Annotated in this window: 19 protein-coding genes and 1 pseudogene; 10 read left to right on the top strand and 10 right to left on the bottom strand. The window is 65.2% G+C overall.

Annotation, left to right across the window (positions count from 1 at the left end; translation table 11 throughout):
* Window positions 1-3 precede the first annotated feature (3 nt).
* Window positions 4-990 (top strand): annotated as a pseudogene (locus IC40_RS26655) (NAD(P)H-dependent flavin oxidoreductase).
* Window positions 991-1,045: 55 nt separating this feature from the next.
* Here the strand turns inward: IC40_RS26655 and IC40_RS0121170 are convergent.
* The 6 genes from IC40_RS0121170 to IC40_RS0121145 form a co-directional block, all read right to left on the bottom strand.
* A complete protein-coding gene (locus IC40_RS0121170) occupies window positions 1,046-2,458 on the bottom strand; it encodes a wax ester/triacylglycerol synthase family O-acyltransferase (protein ID WP_042509745.1) in 1,413 nt (470 codons plus the stop codon).
* A gap of 540 nt (window positions 2,459-2,998) precedes the next feature.
* Entirely contained in the window at window positions 2,999-3,454 is a 456-nt protein-coding gene (locus IC40_RS0121165) for a GNAT family N-acetyltransferase (protein WP_234411601.1), read from the bottom strand.
* Window positions 3,455-3,472: 18 nt separating this feature from the next.
* Window positions 3,473-3,748 (bottom strand): DUF3297 family protein, encoded by a 276-nt coding sequence (locus tag IC40_RS0121160; RefSeq protein ID WP_030136677.1) that lies wholly within the window; start codon window positions 3,746-3,748, stop codon window positions 3,473-3,475.
* A 119-nt stretch (window positions 3,749-3,867) separates the two neighbouring features.
* On the bottom strand, window positions 3,868-4,251 hold the full coding sequence (locus IC40_RS0121155; RefSeq protein ID WP_138158117.1) for a hypothetical protein: 384 nt from the start codon (window positions 4,249-4,251) through the stop codon (window positions 3,868-3,870).
* A gap of 102 nt (window positions 4,252-4,353) precedes the next feature.
* Window positions 4,354-4,674: a fibronectin-binding protein gene (locus IC40_RS0121150; protein ID WP_234411602.1), complete on the bottom strand. Its 321-nt coding sequence runs from the start codon at window positions 4,672-4,674 to the stop codon at window positions 4,354-4,356.
* Window positions 4,675-4,806: 132 nt separating this feature from the next.
* Window positions 4,807-5,334, bottom strand: coding sequence for a TetR/AcrR family transcriptional regulator (locus IC40_RS0121145; RefSeq protein ID WP_030136674.1), 528 nt, complete (start codon window positions 5,332-5,334; stop codon window positions 4,807-4,809).
* A gap of 147 nt (window positions 5,335-5,481) precedes the next feature.
* Here IC40_RS0121145 and IC40_RS0121140 point away from each other — a divergent pair, with 147 nt between their 5' ends.
* A complete protein-coding gene (locus tag IC40_RS0121140; protein ID WP_030136673.1) occupies window positions 5,482-6,540 on the top strand; it encodes a phosphotransferase family protein in 1,059 nt (352 codons plus the stop codon).
* A gap of 6 nt (window positions 6,541-6,546) precedes the next feature.
* Here the strand turns inward: IC40_RS0121140 and IC40_RS0121135 are convergent, their stop codons facing one another.
* Window positions 6,547-7,209: a TetR/AcrR family transcriptional regulator gene (locus IC40_RS0121135; RefSeq protein ID WP_030136672.1), complete on the bottom strand. Its 663-nt coding sequence runs from the start codon at window positions 7,207-7,209 to the stop codon at window positions 6,547-6,549.
* A gap of 200 nt (window positions 7,210-7,409) precedes the next feature.
* Between IC40_RS0121135 and IC40_RS0121130 the strand changes: the two genes are divergently transcribed.
* The 5 genes from IC40_RS0121130 (at window position 7,410) to IC40_RS0121110 (ending at window position 11,467) form a co-directional block, all read left to right on the top strand.
* Entirely contained in the window at window positions 7,410-7,916 is a 507-nt protein-coding gene (locus tag IC40_RS0121130) for a CAP domain-containing protein (RefSeq protein WP_030136671.1), read from the top strand.
* Window positions 7,917-8,202: 286 nt separating this feature from the next.
* Entirely contained in the window at window positions 8,203-8,937 is a 735-nt protein-coding gene (locus tag IC40_RS0121125; protein WP_030136670.1) for a PaaI family thioesterase, read from the top strand.
* The gene (locus tag IC40_RS0121120; protein WP_030136669.1) at window positions 8,934-9,425 is read left to right on the top strand and encodes an SRPBCC family protein; all 492 of its coding nucleotides are present in this window, start codon (window positions 8,934-8,936) and stop codon (window positions 9,423-9,425) included. Before IC40_RS0121125 ends, IC40_RS0121120 begins: the two co-directional genes overlap by 4 nt.
* Window positions 9,422-10,942 carry a GMC family oxidoreductase gene (locus IC40_RS0121115; RefSeq protein ID WP_030136668.1) on the top strand — a complete coding sequence of 507 codons (1,521 nt, stop codon included), beginning with the start codon at window positions 9,422-9,424 and terminating at the stop codon, window positions 10,940-10,942. Before IC40_RS0121120 ends, IC40_RS0121115 begins: the two co-directional genes overlap by 4 nt.
* Window positions 10,943-10,963: 21 nt before the next feature.
* Window positions 10,964-11,467: a pyridoxamine 5'-phosphate oxidase family protein gene (locus IC40_RS0121110; protein ID WP_042509747.1), complete on the top strand. Its 504-nt coding sequence runs from the start codon at window positions 10,964-10,966 to the stop codon at window positions 11,465-11,467.
* Between the two features lie 19 nt (window positions 11,468-11,486).
* Here the strand turns inward: IC40_RS0121110 and IC40_RS0121105 are convergent, their stop codons facing one another.
* Genes IC40_RS0121105 through IC40_RS0121095 form a run of 3 tightly spaced genes read right to left on the bottom strand, consistent with a single transcriptional unit; the run spans window position 11,487 to window position 13,712 of the window.
* Window positions 11,487-12,773, bottom strand: coding sequence for a protoporphyrinogen/coproporphyrinogen oxidase (locus tag IC40_RS0121105; RefSeq protein WP_030136666.1), 1,287 nt, complete (start codon window positions 12,771-12,773; stop codon window positions 11,487-11,489).
* Window positions 12,774-12,822: 49 nt separating this feature from the next.
* Window positions 12,823-13,092 carry a cytochrome C oxidase subunit IV family protein gene (locus IC40_RS0121100; RefSeq protein WP_030136665.1) on the bottom strand — a complete coding sequence of 90 codons (270 nt, stop codon included), beginning with the start codon at window positions 13,090-13,092 and terminating at the stop codon, window positions 12,823-12,825.
* The gene (locus tag IC40_RS0121095; RefSeq protein WP_081843506.1) at window positions 13,092-13,712 is read right to left on the bottom strand and encodes a cytochrome c oxidase subunit 3; all 621 of its coding nucleotides are present in this window, start codon (window positions 13,710-13,712) and stop codon (window positions 13,092-13,094) included. The genes IC40_RS0121100 and IC40_RS0121095 overlap by 1 nt, the downstream gene beginning before the upstream one ends.
* Before the next feature lie 58 nt (window positions 13,713-13,770).
* On the opposite strand from IC40_RS0121095, the gene IC40_RS0121090 reads away from it, so the two are divergent.
* The 3 genes from IC40_RS0121090 to IC40_RS0121080 all read left to right on the top strand — a co-directional run bounded on the left by IC40_RS0121090 (window position 13,771) and on the right by IC40_RS0121080 (window position 16,948).
* Complete coding sequence (locus IC40_RS0121090; protein ID WP_030136663.1) at window positions 13,771-14,934, top strand: acyl-CoA dehydrogenase family protein; 1,164 nt, start codon at window positions 13,771-13,773, stop codon at window positions 14,932-14,934.
* A gap of 123 nt (window positions 14,935-15,057) precedes the next feature.
* Window positions 15,058-15,729: a TetR/AcrR family transcriptional regulator gene (locus tag IC40_RS0121085; RefSeq protein WP_030136662.1), complete on the top strand. Its 672-nt coding sequence runs from the start codon at window positions 15,058-15,060 to the stop codon at window positions 15,727-15,729.
* A 67-nt stretch (window positions 15,730-15,796) separates the two neighbouring features.
* Window positions 15,797-16,948, top strand: coding sequence for an acetyl-CoA C-acetyltransferase (locus tag IC40_RS0121080; RefSeq protein ID WP_030136661.1), 1,152 nt, complete (start codon window positions 15,797-15,799; stop codon window positions 16,946-16,948).
* Window positions 16,949-16,950: the final 2 nt, after the last annotated feature.

Here is a 16,950-nt window from a genome sequence, read left to right as displayed (position 1 = left end):
CAAATGCCCCTTCCCGATCTTCTCCGCAACAATCTCGCCCTGCCCGTCGTGGCATCGCCACTGTTCATCTGCTCGGGCCCGGAGCTGGTGATCGCCCAGTGCAGCGCCGGCGTGGTGGGCTCCTTCCCCGCACTCAACGCGCGCCCGGCACCCGCGCTGCGCGAGTGGCTCGAGCAGATCTCCACCACGTTGGAGCGCCGCCGGCATGACCATCCCGAACTGGTGACTGCCCCGTACGCCGTGAACCAGATCGTGCACAAATCCAATGAGCGCCTGGAAGAGGACGTGCAGGCGTGCGTCGATTTCAAGGTGCCGATCGTGATCACGTCACTGGGTGCCCGGGCCGACGTCAACGACGCCATCCACTCCTACGGCGGCATCGTTCTGCACGACGTCATCAACGACACCTTTGCCCGCAAGGCCATCGACAAGGGTGCCGACGGATTGATCGCTGTGGCCGCCGGGGCAGGCGGGCACGCCGGCACCATCTCGCCGTTCGCACTCGTGCAGGAGATTCGGGCCTGGTTCGACGGACCGCTGCTGCTTTCCGGCGCGATCGGTCACGGCCGATCGATTCTCGCGGCGCAGGCCGCCGGTGCCGATCTGGCCTATATCGGTTCGGCGTTCCTCGCGACGACCGAGGCGCGCAACGAGCCCGCGTACAAGGAGATGATCACCACCAGCGGTGCCAGTGACATCGTGTATTCCAATCTGTTCACCGGCGTGCACGGTAATTAGCTGCGTGGCTCCATCGAGGCGGCCGGCCTGGACCCGCAGAATCTCCCGCAGTCGGACCCGTCGGCGATGGACTTCGGCTCGGGCGGAAACACCGACGCCAAGGCGTGGAAGGACATCTGGGGCGCCGGCCAGGGTATCGGCCCGATTCGTGAGGTCACTTCGACGGCACGGTTGGTCGAACGCCTGGGCCGCGAGTACACCGAGGCACGCAACAGGCTGTTGGCCGAGAGCCTCGCTCCCGCGGGCGTCTGAGGACGATCGGGTGTTCGGATGGTGATCAGTTCACCGCCCGAACACCCGGATCTCCTCAGTCCTCGGTGGTGAGCCGCAGCAGCGCCGTGAATTCCGTGCGCAAATCCTCGACGAGGTCCATCGCATCGGGCACGGCCTCGGCATCGCCGACGACGCCGATGTCCATACCGTCGCGGTAACTCACCACAGTGATGTTCAAGGCAATCCCGTCGAAGATCAGACTCAGCGGGTAATGCGCGAGCAGCGGAGCGCCCAGCAGGGTGAGCCCGTCGGTCGGCCCCGGCACGTTGGACATGATCAAGTTGACCGGCGGGCGCACCAGCGCAGAGCAGATGACGTCCATCAGGCCGCGCGCCGCCATCTGGAACATCGGCGTGGGGATGATGTCGTTGACATCGGCCATCAGACTCGGCGGTGTCTGTGCGGTGCGGTCTTTGGCGCGTTTCATGACATCGCTGACAAACGTGACGCGGTCGCGCCGATTGCTCAGATGGGTCGGCAGCGGGGCGATGATCGAGGTGATGGCATTGCCGTACCGCCGGTGCTCGGGGTCGCGTACAGACACCGGAATGTAGGCCAGCAGCGGCGCTTCGGGAAGTTCGTCGTTGGCCAGCAACCGGTTTCGTAACGCGCCGGCGCAGGCGGCCAGCACCACGTCGTTGACGGTGACGCCGAGGTGCCGTTTGACGGTCTTGACATCCTCCAGCGACACACTGGCGAAACCGTTTGACCGGGTGCCCGACAACCGGCTGTTGAAGCGGGTACGCGGGGCGTGCACCGCGTACGGGGAACCGTCACGGCGAATCAGCCGCGCGAGTTCCTGTACGCCGGGCAACGACCTCAGCACCGGGCTCTGGTCGAGGTGGGCAAGGCTTCCAGCGACATTGCGCACCTTCTGCACCGCACCTATCGGCGTCTCGAGCACTGCCCGTGCAGCCAGACCGAGCCGGCTCACCGCACCGGACGACTCGCCCTGCGCCGCGGGCGGTGCTCCCAACGAGGTTGCGTCGTCGACCAACACCCCGAAAACCTCTTTGGCGCTGATACCGTCCACCACACCGTGATGCAGCGTGAAAGCCACCGCGGTGTGCCCGGGTAACCCATGGAACACGGTGACCCGCCAGAGCGGCTTGCAGCGGTCCAGCGGCACCTTGAGGTCGTCGCTGACGGCGGCTCGCAGGCCTTGCTCGTCGGCGATATCCAACTCGACCTCGCGTACGTGGTCGGCCGGATCCACGGTCACCGTTTCGAAAATCGGGTGGTCCAACCCGAATGGCACGGTGACCACTCGCCAGCGCAGCGGCGGGTAGTGCTCAATACGTTCCCGAATACGCTGCGCGACAGTGCCAGCGGTGATCGGCCGCGCATCGTCCGGCGTGTCGTAGATAGACAACCCGCAATAGTGCGACTCCGCGCCCGCACGCTCGGCAGCGAAAAACTGCGCATCCAGACTTGAGAGTCGTCGCATCTCAATCCCACCCCTCGGATGGCCCTGTCAACATCCGCCGCGTCATCGTTGGTCGCCCCTTCTCACCCCGTCATTATTTGAATCAACGTTAGAAGTTGATCTTGAGATTCGCACGGCGTGTGACCAATTCAACGAAATGAGCGAAATACCTTTCACAACAGTAAATATCGAACCGCTACCCAGTTACCGGCCAGTAGGGCGTCGGCTCAGAAACACTGATCAACAGTGAAATTGGTTTATTGACAGCATTTTTCACTGAGCAACTACTGGGCGCCACGACGATCAATGGCGACTGATGAAATCTGTTCGACTCCAGTCGAATTCAATTGCTGACCACCAGGTGATACGCGTACGGGCATTGCTGCCGGCCACGAAATCCGCAGGGCTTTATCCGAAGTACCGCGAAACCCGGTACCGGTGAGCACTCTCGAGCGACGATTCCGTGTCCAGGCCAGCACACCGGGAGTACACCCGATGAGCGGGTGCACTCCTCAGGGCACCACAGCACGGGCGTTCAGAACAACGGCTCAGGACGCCGGTTCACAAGTCGCGGGAGAACCGATACATCTCGTCATCGAGACCATCGAGATGCCAGCCGACGGCGGCAAAGAATTCTGAGGCCGCCCGGTTGTCCGGGTCGACGAAGGCGACCCAGCGCCGTGCGCGCGGATGTCCATCCCACGTCAGCACCGACGACAAGACGTCACGCCCCAGACCTACCCGCCTACGCCAAGGACAGACGGCCAGGTCGGTGATTGCGTGCGCAACACCCCCGGGGTCCCACGCACACCCCACCAGGCCGATCGGCGCTCCGTCGATATCGGTGACCACCAGTTGGACGCCCTCGTGTTCGGCCAGAACATGCTCAAGCCATTCCTCGTCGAGCGGACCAAGGCGGTGACAGAGCTCGTCATCGTCGAACCACGGCGCAATCCACTGCCAGTCGGCGCGGACCATCCGCCGGATTCGCATGACATCGGCAGGCTGTGAACCCACGGCTGGAAAATGTGCTGTCTAGTCCGCGGAACGGTAGAACGGCTCGACCGTCCCGTTGACCTTGACGACCATCGGGTTTCCGCGGCGGTCCTTGGCGGTGGGCACCTCCAGGCGAACCCAGCCCTCATCCACGTCGTATTCGTGCACATTGGTCTTCTCGACGCCATTGAAGCGAATCCCCACGCCGCGGATCAGGGCGTCCTCGCTGTAGTGGGGACTGCGCGGATCGATCGAGAGGTGGTTCGGAGGAACGTCCTCGTTCTGGTGCTCAGAGTCGGTCGGGTGCTCAGACATGATGGCTTTCGTCCAATGCTGCGATGTTCTCGGCTGTCTTCCCCCAAGAACCTACGCGAGTGGGGACAACCAGGTTAGCCCAGGTCGCCCGCGGCGCACCCCACCCCGGACGAGTCGAACTACACCGCAGGCGGCACCAGCACGAGGGCGAACCCGTCAGTAGCCCGACCGGTCTGGCGAGCCACCAACCTGGCCGCCGGGCCGGAGGTCGCGGCATCGGCCGCGCCGGGCTCTGTCAGCCGAAGCCGGGCAGCGATATCACGCAGGTCCGCCTCGGCGTCGCTGCCGTGGAACCCGTCGAGCCAGGACCACAGGGACGGAGCCATCGCCCTGGGCAGTGCCGTCGAACTGCTCACGAAACCGGTGAGCAGATCGCGGATGACCACTTGAGCCTCCCCGGCACCGAGTTGTGCGCACAGCCACGAGTGCGCAGTCTGATCAAGAAACCCGCGCGCGGAGTGCATCAGCGCCCACGCGAAGGTCACCTCTGCAGCTCGGTCCATCGCCACCACTTCTCTACCTCTCCCCTGCCCATGACCCGATGTGTCGCTGGTTCGTCGCCGTGTCCGGGCCACCGTCACGCAGTACGCCGGCGGAGACGCCCCTCAGATGCATCCGCTGATACATGGATCGACAGGCCGAGCCGACTCGGGTGCGAGGATGCCTGCGCCCGGCTGCTGTTGGGTGTAGTCGACATCCCCGTCCAGTTCCGGGGCGATCGGAACAAATCGGCAGAGCAGGGAGACCGCCAGCGCGCAGGGCTCGTCCGCCGGTTCAGCGTGGACCGGCGACGCCAGGACGACGGCGGCCGTGGACGCTGCAATGGAGGCGGCGATGGCTGCGCCGACAACGGTCGACAGCCTCCGTCGGTTCGCCGCGGCCGAGATGCCCGGTCGCGGGCCGGTCATCCGGATGTTGCCCGTCATGCCACGCCCCTCTCCTGCCGCCGATGGCAAGACGCCCGACGCGTCGAGCGCATTCCCCTCGCGTCTAGTCTATTCGAATCGACATTAAAATACTGGCAGATCGGGATACCGACACCGGGGTAACCATGGTTCTCACTCACCCGCAGCACCGGCGCGGCCTTCGATCAGGGTCAACAGGTCGCGGAAGATCGCCTCGAGACCGTCCAGATCTGGCGCCAAGGCGGCCTGCTCGTAACCCACGAGGAGATAGAGGGCCGCGTCGGCGAACCGGCCGGCCCGGATCCCGTCGACACCCAACTCGAGAGCCGCGTCGAACACCACTTGTTGCCGCAATCGGTCAACCTCGGACTGAATGGCGGCGACTTCGGGATCCACCCGGCTCCAGGCTCGTATCGCACATTCCGCGGGATGGTTCAGTCGCAACGCCACCTCGACGAGCCCTTCGATACGCCGCCGCGGATCGGGTTCGGCACAGATCACCTTGAGTTGGGCCAACGTGCCGTTGACTTTCCAGTACCTGATGAGTTGCCGGCGGTAGTCCGCCCAGTTGTCGAAGTAGTGATAGAACGATCCGGAGGTGACCCCCAGCCGGCGGCACACCTCTGCCAGCTTCAGCCCCAGATGGCCCCGGTCACCGAGGACTTCGAGCCCGACCGCCATGTAATCCTCACGGGTCACGGTCGGCCGGACCGCTGCGCGTCGTCAGGTCGGGGCACGCCGAAATTCTAATCTATGATAAATAACCAGGGGAAGCATCTCGCTGCAGGCATTGCGTGCGGGACCCGCCGGCCCGATGGAGATCCGCAAATGACAGTCCGACCAGCTACCTCCGCCCACAATGACCGCGCCGACCCGGGTATGTGGACGCAACCCGACGCCGTGGCGACCTGGCTACGGAGCCACGGCATCGACGTCAGCACTCCGCTGACCATCACCCGTGTGGGTATCGGCCAGTCGAATATCACCACACTTGTCGTCGACGCCGAAGGCCGGGAATGGGTGATGCGCGAACCACCGACAGGCGCCGCAGGCGGTCACACCCACAATCTGGACCGGGAAGTCGGCATCTTGCGCGCGCTGGCACACACCGGCGTACCCGTTCCGGCGGTCATCGGTACCGGTAGGAGCTCCGGCGGAACTCCGTTCGTGGTCATGGAGCGCGCCGCAGGTTCGGCACTGGAGACCGAAGACGATGCGCGTTCTCTCACGCTCGACCAGCGGCATGCCCTCGGCCGTTCGGTGGCCGTGACGCTCGCCTCGCTGCATCGGTTGGACCCCGCGATCTTGCATATCGAGGTATCGGGCGACCCGTATCTGCTCCGCCAGATCCGCCGAGTGACGGCGGCATGGGAACGCGTTCGCGCCCAGAGCCGCCATGACGACGCGTGGTCGGCCACCCGTGACACGCTGGCCGAACGCTTACCCGAGGACGCACCGGCGGTCATCATGCATGGCGACTACCGGCTGTCCAATCTGTTGGTCGCCGACGGTCGGATCACCGCCGTGCTGGACTGGGAGCTGTGCACCGTCGGCGACCCACTTGCCGATCTGGCTTGGCTTCTCGACGATTGGCGGCCTTCTGCGGAACAGGCCATCGTGATGCCGAGCCCCACCCGGGCCGGTGGTTTCCCGAGTCGTGCCGACATGATCGACATCTACCGAGACGCCACCGGCCGGAGCGTCGACAATCTCGACTACTACCGTGCCTTCACCCAGTGGCGGGCGGCAAGCCTCTTGGAGGGCGTGCGATTCCGCCGCCTGTCCGGAGCGATGGGAACGCACGCCGCCATCGACCCGGGAGCTCTCGAAGATTCGATCGGGGTGCTGCTGGCATCGGCGCGCGAGCACCTGAGCGGCGTCGGCTGATCCAGCTCACCGATGTGCGGCGTCGGCGATACCGTGCCGAATGATGGATTGAGCGTTCTCGACGACAGCCTCCACCGAGGAGCGACGCGGATTCCACCACTCCACTGCCCAATTCAACGCCCCGAGCACCAACATCTGCGCGATGTACAGATCGAGATCGCGACGTAGGACGCCATCTCGCGCCACGTCGTTGATCAGCCTGCGCCAGATATCGCCGTAACGTTCCTCCTCGAGAATCTGCCTCTTACGAATCTCCTGAGGCACCTGCCCGGCGTTCCGGATCGCGGCCGTCGTGTAATCCGATATCTCCAGTTCATGTCGCAGATGGGCCTCCGCGGCAACCAGCAATCGGTCCAGGGCCGGCGTTCCGTCGGGAATCTCGTCGAGCACCGACGCCACATGCTCCCGCATATCCGCGATGCCCGACCACATGACCTCTTCGATCAATTCGTCGCGAGACGGGAAGTAGTAATAGATGGCGGGCGCCTGCAGATCAGCGGCGGCGGCGACATCGGTCAATCGCAGACCCGCATAGCCATGCTCGGACAGGACCCGAGCGGCGGCGTCGAGGATGCGCTTGCGCGTCAGAGCCGACTTGGATTCGTGCTCGGACTCGCCCGCATCCACCTGATTCGCCGACGTCGAGGGCCGATTGCTGTGCCTGGGCATTCCGACATGATACGGCCGGGCCTGCACAGGTCGGTCGACATCCGACGGGGTCGGTGGTACCGCCTCGGCCCGTCACCGTCCTGGTGCACAACCGGCTCGCGCCGTCACGGAAAATGAATGTAGAATAAAATCTGCTTGACCAAACCCGGTGCATTGCGCACAGCGACGGGTCCGAGCACCCCTGGATCGGAGCGACGGCCATGCACATATCAGCATCGGGTGCCGCGACCGCAGCGTTGCGTCGCAGCATCATGCTGACCGCCCTCCTGCTGGTCGCGATTCTCGGCGCGACTCCGGCGCATGCGGACAACCGGAGACTCAACGAGAGCGTCATCGCCAACGTCTACACGGTGCAACGACAGGCGGGCTGCTCGACCGAGATCACCCGTAACCTTGCGCTGCAGCTCGCCGCTCAATGGCATGCACGCGATGCGGTGGCTCATCGTGATGTGTACGGCGAGATCGGCTCTGACGGCTCCACCTCGCAGTCCCGCGCGGACAGAGCCGGCTATCACGGGACCGCGCAGCAGACCGTTGCCATCAATCCGGCACTGGCCATCAGCGGAATCGAACTGATCAACCAGTGGTATCACAACCCCGTCTCGCTGGGAATCATGCGCAATTGCAATAACACCGAAATGGGTGTGTGGTCGGAGAACAGCCTCGACCGCACCGTCGTCGTCGCGGTGTACGGTCAACCGAACTGAGCGGCCACCTGCATTGATCGAGCGTATGTTGTCAGCCGGAATACGTTCGGCGACATGGCAACCCACCTACGTCGCGGCAGATCTTCAGCCTAGCCGCCTCCACACTCCCGAGGAACTGGATGAACTCATGACAACTGCCATGGATACCCGCGCCGGGTGCATGGTCGGGGACCGGACATCGGTCGAAGCCCGCTTCGGCTTGCACGACTGTCAGCTCACTGCCGACGGAAATCGTTGCGCGTTCCGGATTCCATCGTGGGCCCGCGATCGATCAGGGCGACCGAGAGTGGGCACACTGATGGTGCTGGCCGACCATATCCTCGGCGAGCTCCCCTACCTGAGCAGGCCGCCGAAAACCTGGACACTCACCGGGGAACTGACCCTCGATATCATCAGCGCGGTGCCGCTGGATGGGGAGCTCTTCGCCGAAGCGCGAACCGTGGCGCGACGTTCGGAGACGTTCGTCGAATGTCGCATAACCGACCGCACGGGCGAGATCGTGGCAGCCGGTACGACGCGCAGCGTCACCGTTCCCGCTGTCGGGGCAGATCCGTTGGCCGACAACGCTGCACGAGACGACGCCGCACGATACGATGTGCCGATCGAGTACGGTGGTATCGATCGCGTTCTCGGCCTGAGTTACCGGCCGTCGGGCGACCTGCTACACGTGACGATGGCCGATCCAGATGGCTGGGTCAACGGATTCGGGATCATGCATGGCGGTGTTTCCGCATGTGTCACCGAACTGGCCGCCGCCGAGTACGTCAACGCGCGCAATCCGGATCTACACACCGCGCACGTGCACACCACATATCTGCGCCCGGTTGTCGTCGGATCTCCCTATGTCGCAACGGCTCGCGCCTACCACGTCGGTAGGTCCTCGGCCGTCGTCGAAGTTCTCGGCTTCGGTGGCTCCGGAGAGCTCTGCACCGTGTCGACGGTGACCGCCCGCCGGCTGGGCTCCGGCGATCGGGCGTCGACTTTGACATCGACACCGACCGACGAGGATGGGGCCAGATGAGCACCGTACTGCGTAAGGGCGACCGCGTCGCGGGCAGGACGGCGGTGCACGCCTCCGCTCGGCACGTCTACGACATCGTGTCCGATATCCGCCGAATTCCGGAGTGGAGCCCGGAGTGCATCCGCGCCGAATGGACCGCTCCTCAGCAGTTCCGCGGCACCAATCGTCGTCGATTCGGACGCTGGTCCACCACCGTGCGCATCATCGCCGACGATCCGGGACGGGAATTCGGCTTCGCCGTCCAGATGGGCGGCGCGGACTTCACCACCTGGATCTACCGCATGGTGCCGACACCGCACGGTTGCGAGCTCAGCGAAGAGATGACCATGTGTGTCGACCTTCCCATGGTCGCGTTGCTGTTCGAACGTATCGCGCTGCGGGTCAAGGACCGCCGAACCGACCTGCAGGGCAACATCGACCAGTCGCTGCGTACCATCCGGCGCATCGCCGAGACCTCGGCTCAGCCGAACGATGTGGTCCTACCGTGACCGCCGGTGCCTCGGACTCCGAGGTGTTCGACCATATCGTCGTCGGGGCCGGCTCGGCGGGGTGCGTTGTCGCCGCACGGCTGGCTGCAGCCGGGGCTCGGGTCGCCCTGCTGGAGGCCGGCGGCACCGACCGCCGCCCCGATGTGCGGCTGCCGCTGGGCATCGCCTCCCTGTTCGCGACCGCGAATTGGCGATATCCCATGCTGCCCGATCCGAGCAAACACGATCAACCCAGTGCATTCGCGGCCGGCCGGATCATCGGTGGCAGTGGGTCGATCAACGCGATGGTCTATGTGCGAGGACGTGCCGCCGACTACCGACGCTGGGCACAAGCCGGTGCCACCGGATGGGACCACGATGATGTGCTGCCGGCGTTTCGGGCCCTGGAGAACTGGTGTGGTGGTGCCGACGAGTTCCGCGGCTCCGGCGGCCCTATCGACGTGAGCTGGTGCGGACACACCCACCCGCTCGACGCGGCCTTCCTCGACGCTGCCGCCGAAGCCGGCTTCGCCCGCAATCCGGACCACAACGGCGCGTCACAGCTCGGTGCCGGCCCGGCCCAGGTGAACCAACGGCGTGGCCTGCGCTGTTCGGCGGCGACCGGGTTTCTCCGCACGCTGCCCGCCGACCGACGCCCGCGCGTCATCACCCGGGCGCCGGTCGACCGGGTCGTGCTCGAGCGCGGTCGGGCCATCGGGGTCATGACCCGCGGGCGACTCCTGCGTGCCGAGCACGATGTCATCCTCAGTGCGGGCGCGATCGGTACTCCGGCCGTGCTGTTGAGATCGGGGATCGGACCCGGTGGCACCACCGCGGATCTGTCCGGGGTGGGCCAGAATCTCCAGGACCACCTCGTGGTGGCACAGCACTGGTCCAGTCACGTGCCCACGATCAACTCCCTGACCGTGCCGCAGGCGGCACAGGCGCTGGGCTCGCTGGCCGCGCGTGGCTCCGGCCCGCTGACCACCACACCGTTCGAGGCGCAGCTTTTCACAGATGATTTCCAGATCGCGATATCGCCCATCCACTATCAGCTTGATCCGCTCCGGGGACGTGCCAGGATCGGACGCGCCGATGCATTCACGGTGTACACCGTGCTGCTGCACCCGCGATCCCGCGGGCACGTCGAGTTACGCAACGGCCAACCGGTGGTGCGTCACCACCGGTTGGCCGACGCCCAGGATCGCGCCGATCTGCTCTCGGGCGCCGCTCTGGCCCGCGAGCTGGTGGAATCCACGTCGGCGATGCGGTCCATGGCCGGGCGGTATCTGGACGACACCGGAGGCTTCGACGCAGACTGGCTGGGCGACAAGGAATCCAGCATTTACCACGCAGTCGGCACCTGCCGCATGGGAACCGACGATACCGCCGTCGTCGGACCGGATCTGCGCGTGCACGCTGTGGACGGGCTCCGCGTCGCAGATGCCTCGATCATGCCGAACATCACCTCCGGCAACACCAACGCGCCCTCGATGATGATCGGCTATCGCGCCGCCGACGTCATTCTGCACGGCTGACCCCTTCACGCAGGAGCCACGATGTCTTCACCCGGAACGTTTTCACCCGGAAGCCCGCTACCCCAGCGGCGTCGGCGATCGCTGGCCATGACCCGATCGGAGCTCGACACTTTCCTCGGTGCGCAGCGGACCTGCCGAGTCGGCACCGTCTCGGCGACTGGGCAACCGCACGTCACACCCTTGTGGTTTGCCTGGGACGGCACAGCATTGTGGTTGTACTCCATCGTCGACAGTCAGCGTTGGGTCGACATCGTTCGTGATCCCCGGGTCAGCGTCGCGATCGATGACGGGGAACACTACGCGGAACTACGCGGGGTGGAGATCCTCGGGGTCGCACAGACGGTGGGCGACATCCCGCGGACCACCGCCCCCGACCCGCAGCTGACCGAGCCGGAACGGCTGTTCGCGGAGAAGTACTTCGGCTCCGCCGACTTCGTCAGCGACGGACGCCACGCATGGCTGCGGGTCGTTCCGAATCGCCTGCGCAGCTGGGACTTCCGCAAGATCGCACAGGGGCCTGCGTAGCTCGGTCGATCCGGCGCCCTCAACTGTCCAGCAGTTGGCGGGCCGCCCGCTCCCCGCTCACCACGGCGGTCTCGACGCCCAGGTGTGCCAGATAGTCACCGGCCAGCCGGATTCCCGGTGGCATCGACGCCCGCAGGTCGCGCATGCGCGCATAGTGGCCGGGCGGGCAGGTCGCCAGTGCACGATCGAAGCGGAACACCTCGGCTTCCGGCTGCGGATATCGCGAACCGAGAATCTCCCCCACGTGTCGCAGGGCGGCTGCGATGAGCTCGTCGTCGTCGAGGCGCCTGGTGGCCTCGCTGGAGAAGTACGAATCGGTCATCCGTGCCCCGGCAGGTACCAGATCCGACGTGCGGGCAGTCTTCACAATCGTCCCGAGAACGTCGCGTGGGCCGGCGCCGATCGGCAGCAGCATCTCGAATGCGCTGCTGGGCCAGGGATCCCGCTCCCAGCGGAGGTTGACGTGAGCCATCGACGCATACGGAGCCTCCGTCAAGACCCGGCGGGCATCTGCCGTGGCGGCATCGCCGAGCAGCCCTGCCGCGGTGGCCGAATCGGTCGCCACCACGACACCCGTGGCCGACAGCGACGTCCCGTCTGCGATTCCCACGAGTACCGACCCGTCGGACCGAGCGGTCACCGAGGTCACCTCGGTGCCGAGGCGCACCTGTGCGTCCCTGGCCAGTTCCGCACACAGACTGCCCATACCCGCGCGTGGCAGAAAGAACTTCGCGCGGTGGGCGCGCTTCATCAAACCCTGGAGGTACGGGATCGACAGATCGCGGCAGTCGGTTCCGAACGACGGTTCGATCAGTGGCCGCACGAAGCACTCGAACAGGTTGTCACCCAACCGACGACGCGCCCAGCTCTCCATGTCTTCACCGGTGTCGAACTCCGCCAGACTGTCTGTCTCGAACGGATCGGGCGCCGAGGACACGATCGCCTGGACTGCACGCGCCGCCAGACGCACCTTGTCTGCGAAGGACAACAGAGACGACGCGAGCACCGAGGGGATGTAGTCGTAACGGATGGCGTTCAGCTGTCGGCCGTCCCACAGACCTGCCAGCGGCGACCAGCCGGTCAGCAGATCACCGCGGCCCGCGTCGGTGAGCATCGCGATTGTCCTGTCATAGGAATTCAACAGGTAGATGGCACCGACCTCGACCCCGAATCCACCGCGGGTAACGGTGCGGGTGCGACCACCGAGCGCATCACCGGCCTCCAGCAGGACTACCGCTCTGCCCGCACGTGCCAAGGTCGCCGCGGCGGCGCAGCCCGCCATCCCGCCTCCGATGATCACGTACATGGCGATGTCTCCTCTTTCCGAAGATGGGGGTGGCAGGCCGGGCGCCGCGTCATGCCAACAGGTAGAGGCCGATGAGCAGCAATCCGACCACGATGTTCCAGACGCCGAACACCGCGCGCAGCGCGATCGGCGCGTCGCGCAGCTCCATGAAGTACTGGCCGACGAAATGCACCTTGGCGAAGGCGATCACGATGATGCTGATCGCAGCGCTGCGGTCGCCCAGTTCGTGTCCGACGCCGAGGATCCAGGACGCCACGGTGGCCGCGACGAGGAAGAACCAGACGACCGTGATGCGGTCGCGCAGAAGATTTGTCAGCATTATTTCACCAAGTAGAGGAGTGGGAAGATGACGATCCACAGCAGGTCGACCATGTGCCAGAAGCACGCTGCGCCCTCCAGATAGCGCTGCTGGCGCTCACCGCGCGCCGGCCGACGGGTCAGGGTGACCATGAACCACAACAACGCGAGTCCGATCACCACATGCAGCAGGTGCAGTCCCGTCATCACGTAGAAGTACATGAAGAACTCATTGGTCGCGGGCACGAGTCCCAACGAGATCTTCTCGCCGTACTCGATCGCCTTGTTGACGATGAAGACCACCCCGCATGCCATGGCGCCGTAGAGAAGCCGGCGGGCCAGTTCTAGGGCGCCACCGCGAACTGCCCGCAGGGCGGTCACCACCAACAGCGAACTGGTCAGCAGTACGAGGGTGTTGACGACACCGAAGGTCTGGTTGAGCAGGAGCTGCGATTGGTCGAACTCCGCGGTATCGGCGCCGCGGTAGTACAGATAGACGCCGAAAAGCATTGCGAACACCGTCATGTCCCCGAAGATGAACACCCACATGCCCTCTTCACCGGGGAGATGTCGTTGCCGTGGCACATCGTTGCCTGCTCGAGTGTGCTTGGCGGTGGTCGGCATGCTGGCGCCCTTCGTCATTGATCGGACCGTGTGCGAAGAATTTAACATGAAATAAAAAGTGGAGTACGGTATCGGTATGGTGAGTCAGCTCAGCGAGGAAGAAAACCTGCTCGTCGACACCGTGCGTCAGTTCATCGATCGTGATGTCCGACCGACGGTGCGCGACGTCGAGCACGCCAACGAGTACCCCGAGGCGTGGATCGACCAGATGAAGCGTATCGGGATCTACGGGTTGGCCGTTCCCGAGGAGTACGGCGGCACACCGGTGTCCACCGCCTGCTATGTGCTGGTCACCCAGGAGTTGGCACGCGGCTGGATGAGCCTCGCCGGGGCGATGGGCGGACACACCGTGGTCGCCAAGCTGGTGTCGCAGTTCGGCACCGAAGAACAGCGCCAGAAGTACCTTCCGGCGATGGCCAGCGGCGAGATCCGTGCCACGATGGCACTGACCGAGCCAGGCGGCGGATCCGATCTGCAGGCCATGACGACCACGGCACTGCCCGCCCCCGATAATGACGGCGAGCTCGTTATCAACGGCGCGAAGACCTGGATCTCCAACGCTCGCCGGTCCGGGCTGATCGCACTGCTGTGTAAGACCGATCCGAAGGCCACGCCCAAACACACCGGCATCTCGGTCGTCCTCGTCGAACACGGCGACGGTCTGACAGTGTCGCGTGACCTGCCCAAACTCGGTTACAAGGGGGTGGAGAGCTGCGAGCTGTCCTTCGACAACTGCCGAGTACCTGCCGGCGCCGTTCTCGGCGGCGTGCCCGGCAAGGGCTTCACCCAGATGATGCGCGGCCTGGAGACCGGACGAATCCAGGTCGCGTCCCGCGCGCTCGGTGTCGCGACCGCCGCACTGGAGGACTCGCTGGCCTACGCCCAGGAACGCGAGAGCTTCGGCCAGCCCATCTGGAAGCACCAGGCAATCGGTCATTACCTTGCCGACATGGCCACGAAGCTGACCGCCGCGCGTCAGCTGACGCTGCACGCTGCACAGTGCTACGACAGCGGACGACGGGCCGACATGGAGGCCGGCATGGCGAAGCTGTTCGCCTCGGAGACGGCCATGGAGATCGCGCTCAATGCCGTGCGCATCCACGGCGGGTACGGCTACTCCACCGAGTACGACGTGGAGCGATACTTCCGCGACGCGCCGTTGATGATCGTCGGCGAGGGAACCAACGAGATCCAGCGCAACGTCATCGCCGCCCAACTCGTTTCACGCGGCACCATCTGAGCGGCAAGCACGACGTCCGAGACGTCCGGGTACAGCCCACCGACTGGTCGGTGTTGCCGACGACATAGCAACGATGTGCGGGCGCAGCCGCATTTCTGCCCTGCAGACTCCTATCATCGAGCCATGGCGAGAAAGCCGGCGATTGCCGAATCACGTGAAGCATCGGATGACACGTCGGGTGACACCAAGGCGCAACGCACCCGGGCGCGCATCCTCGACGCCGCCGCGCGCGTCCTGAGTGTCAAGGGCTACGCGGGCACCCGCCTCACCGATGTCGCCACGCAGGCCGATCTGCAGGCGCCGGCGATCTACTACTACTTCAAGTCCCGCGACGATCTCATCGAAGAGGTCATGTTCTGCGGGATCAGCGATATGCGACGACATCTGACCGGTGTGCTCGACGCGCTTCCCGACGGCATGAACTCGATGGATCGGATCATGACCGCGGTCGAGGCCCATCTGCAGCACGAGCTCGAGCTCTCCGACTATGCCCGCGCCACCATCCGCAACTCAGGCCAGATCCCCGATCATCTGAAGGCCCGCCAGAAGAAGGAAGAGGCTGCATACACCCGGATCTGGAGAGGGCTGGTCAAGGCCGCCGCCGACGACGGTGAGATCCGCGACGATCTCGATCCCATGCTGGCCCAGGCCCTGGTTCTGGGCGCGCTGAACTGGGCGGCGGAATGGTGGGACCCGCGCCGCAACTCCGTGGAGACCATGGTTCACAACGCCCAGGTGTTCGTCCGCCACGGCCTGAGTCCGGTGCCACCGGCGAAGACCCGCCGCAAGCGGTGACGCTCGGCCCGCTCGATATGCACCAACGGATTGCCGACATTTTTGATTCTATGTTAAATTAATCGGCATGACTGAGGCTTATATCGTTGACGCCACCCGCACCGCCGTCGGACGGCGCAAGGGCGGTTTCGCAGACGCACACCCGGCCGATATGGCCGCTCACGTTATCAAGACCGTCACCGGTCGCCACGATATCGACCCGGCGGCCATCGACGATGTGATCCTCGGCTGTCTGGACAACATCGGCAGCCAGGCCGGTGACATCGCCCGCACCGCGGCGCTGGCCGCCGGACTGCCGGAGTCAGTGCCGGGTGTGACGATCGACCGCCAATGCGGATCTGCCCAACAGGCAGTACATTTCGCCGCCCAGGCCGTGATGAGTGGAACGTCGGACCTCATCGTCGCCGGCGGTGTCCAGAAGATGACCCAGTACCCCATCCTGTGCGCGTTCAACGCCGGTGAACCCTTCGGATCGAGCGATCCGTGGACCGGGTGCGAAGGCTGGCAGGACCGCTACGGCGACCAGGAGATCTCCCAGTTCCGTGGTGCCGAGATGATGGCGGCCCAATGGAAGCTCAGCCGCGAGGACAACGAGCGGTTCGCCCTGGAAAGCCATCGGCGCGCCCTCGCCGCGATCGCCGACGGCCACTTCGCCAGGGAGATCACCGAATTCAAGGGCGTCAGCGTCGACGAGGGCCCCCGTGCGGACACCACCGCCGAGAAGATGGCCTCACTGCCCACCCTGGTGGAGGGCGGAGTGCTCACCGCCGCAGTCGCCAGCCAGATCTCCGATGGCGCTGCCGCACTGCTGGTCGCCTCCAAGTCTGCCGTCGACCGATTCGGACTGACCCCCCGCGCTCGCATCCACCACATGTCGGTACGCGGCGCTGATCCGGTGATGATGCTCTCGGCGCCCATCACCGCGACCCAGCACGCGCTCAAGCGCGCCGGTATGTCGATCGACGATATCGACGTCGTCGAGATCAACGAGGCCTTCGCTCCGGTCGTACTGGCCTGGCTGGCCGAGATCGGCGCCGATCCCGCCAAGGTCAACCCCAACGGCGGCGCCATCGCGCTCGGACATCCCATCGGCTGCACCGGCGCCCGGCTGATGACCTCCATGCTGCATGAGCTCGAGCGCACCGGCGGACGATTCGGCCTGCAGACCATGTGCGAAGGCGGCGGCCAGGCCAACGTGACCATCATCGAACGCCTCTGATC

The sequence above is a fragment of the Mycolicibacterium neoaurum ATCC 25795 genome, from assembly GCF_000691525.1.
Classification (GTDB): Bacteria; Actinomycetota; Actinomycetes; order Mycobacteriales; family Mycobacteriaceae; genus Mycobacterium; species Mycobacterium neoaurum.
Note: the sequence above shows the minus strand (reverse complement) of the source record. Positions and strands in the feature narration are given on the sequence as shown.

Bases quoted from the DNA above. Each gene is read 5' to 3' on its own strand.
- IC40_RS0121170 (WP_042509745.1), bottom strand. From the start codon at position 2,458: ATGCGACGACTCTCAAGTCTGGATGCGCAGTTTTTCGCTGCCGAGCGT.
- IC40_RS0121160 (WP_030136677.1), bottom strand. From the start codon at position 3,748: ATGTCTGAGCACCCGACCGACTCTGAGCACCAGAACGAGGACGTTCCT.
- IC40_RS0121155 (WP_138158117.1), bottom strand. From the start codon at position 4,251: ATGGACCGAGCTGCAGAGGTGACCTTCGCGTGGGCGCTGATGCACTCC.
- IC40_RS0121150 (WP_234411602.1), bottom strand. From the start codon at position 4,674: ATGACGGGCAACATCCGGATGACCGGCCCGCGACCGGGCATCTCGGCC.
- IC40_RS0121145 (WP_030136674.1), bottom strand. From the start codon at position 5,334: ATGGCGGTCGGGCTCGAAGTCCTCGGTGACCGGGGCCATCTGGGGCTG.
- IC40_RS0121140 (WP_030136673.1), top strand. From the start codon at position 5,482: ATGACAGTCCGACCAGCTACCTCCGCCCACAATGACCGCGCCGACCCG.
- IC40_RS0121135 (WP_030136672.1), bottom strand. From the start codon at position 7,209: ATGCCCAGGCACAGCAATCGGCCCTCGACGTCGGCGAATCAGGTGGAT.
- IC40_RS0121130 (WP_030136671.1), top strand. From the start codon at position 7,410: ATGCACATATCAGCATCGGGTGCCGCGACCGCAGCGTTGCGTCGCAGC.
- IC40_RS0121120 (WP_030136669.1), top strand. From the start codon at position 8,934: ATGAGCACCGTACTGCGTAAGGGCGACCGCGTCGCGGGCAGGACGGCG.
- IC40_RS0121110 (WP_042509747.1), top strand. From the start codon at position 10,964: ATGTCTTCACCCGGAACGTTTTCACCCGGAAGCCCGCTACCCCAGCGG.
- IC40_RS0121105 (WP_030136666.1), bottom strand. From the start codon at position 12,773: ATGTACGTGATCATCGGAGGCGGGATGGCGGGCTGCGCCGCCGCGGCG.
- IC40_RS0121100 (WP_030136665.1), bottom strand. From the start codon at position 13,092: ATGCTGACAAATCTTCTGCGCGACCGCATCACGGTCGTCTGGTTCTTC.
- IC40_RS0121095 (WP_081843506.1), bottom strand. From the start codon at position 13,712: ATGACGAAGGGCGCCAGCATGCCGACCACCGCCAAGCACACTCGAGCA.
- IC40_RS0121090 (WP_030136663.1), top strand. From the start codon at position 13,771: ATGGTGAGTCAGCTCAGCGAGGAAGAAAACCTGCTCGTCGACACCGTG.
- IC40_RS0121085 (WP_030136662.1), top strand. From the start codon at position 15,058: ATGGCGAGAAAGCCGGCGATTGCCGAATCACGTGAAGCATCGGATGAC.
- IC40_RS0121080 (WP_030136661.1), top strand. From the start codon at position 15,797: ATGACTGAGGCTTATATCGTTGACGCCACCCGCACCGCCGTCGGACGG.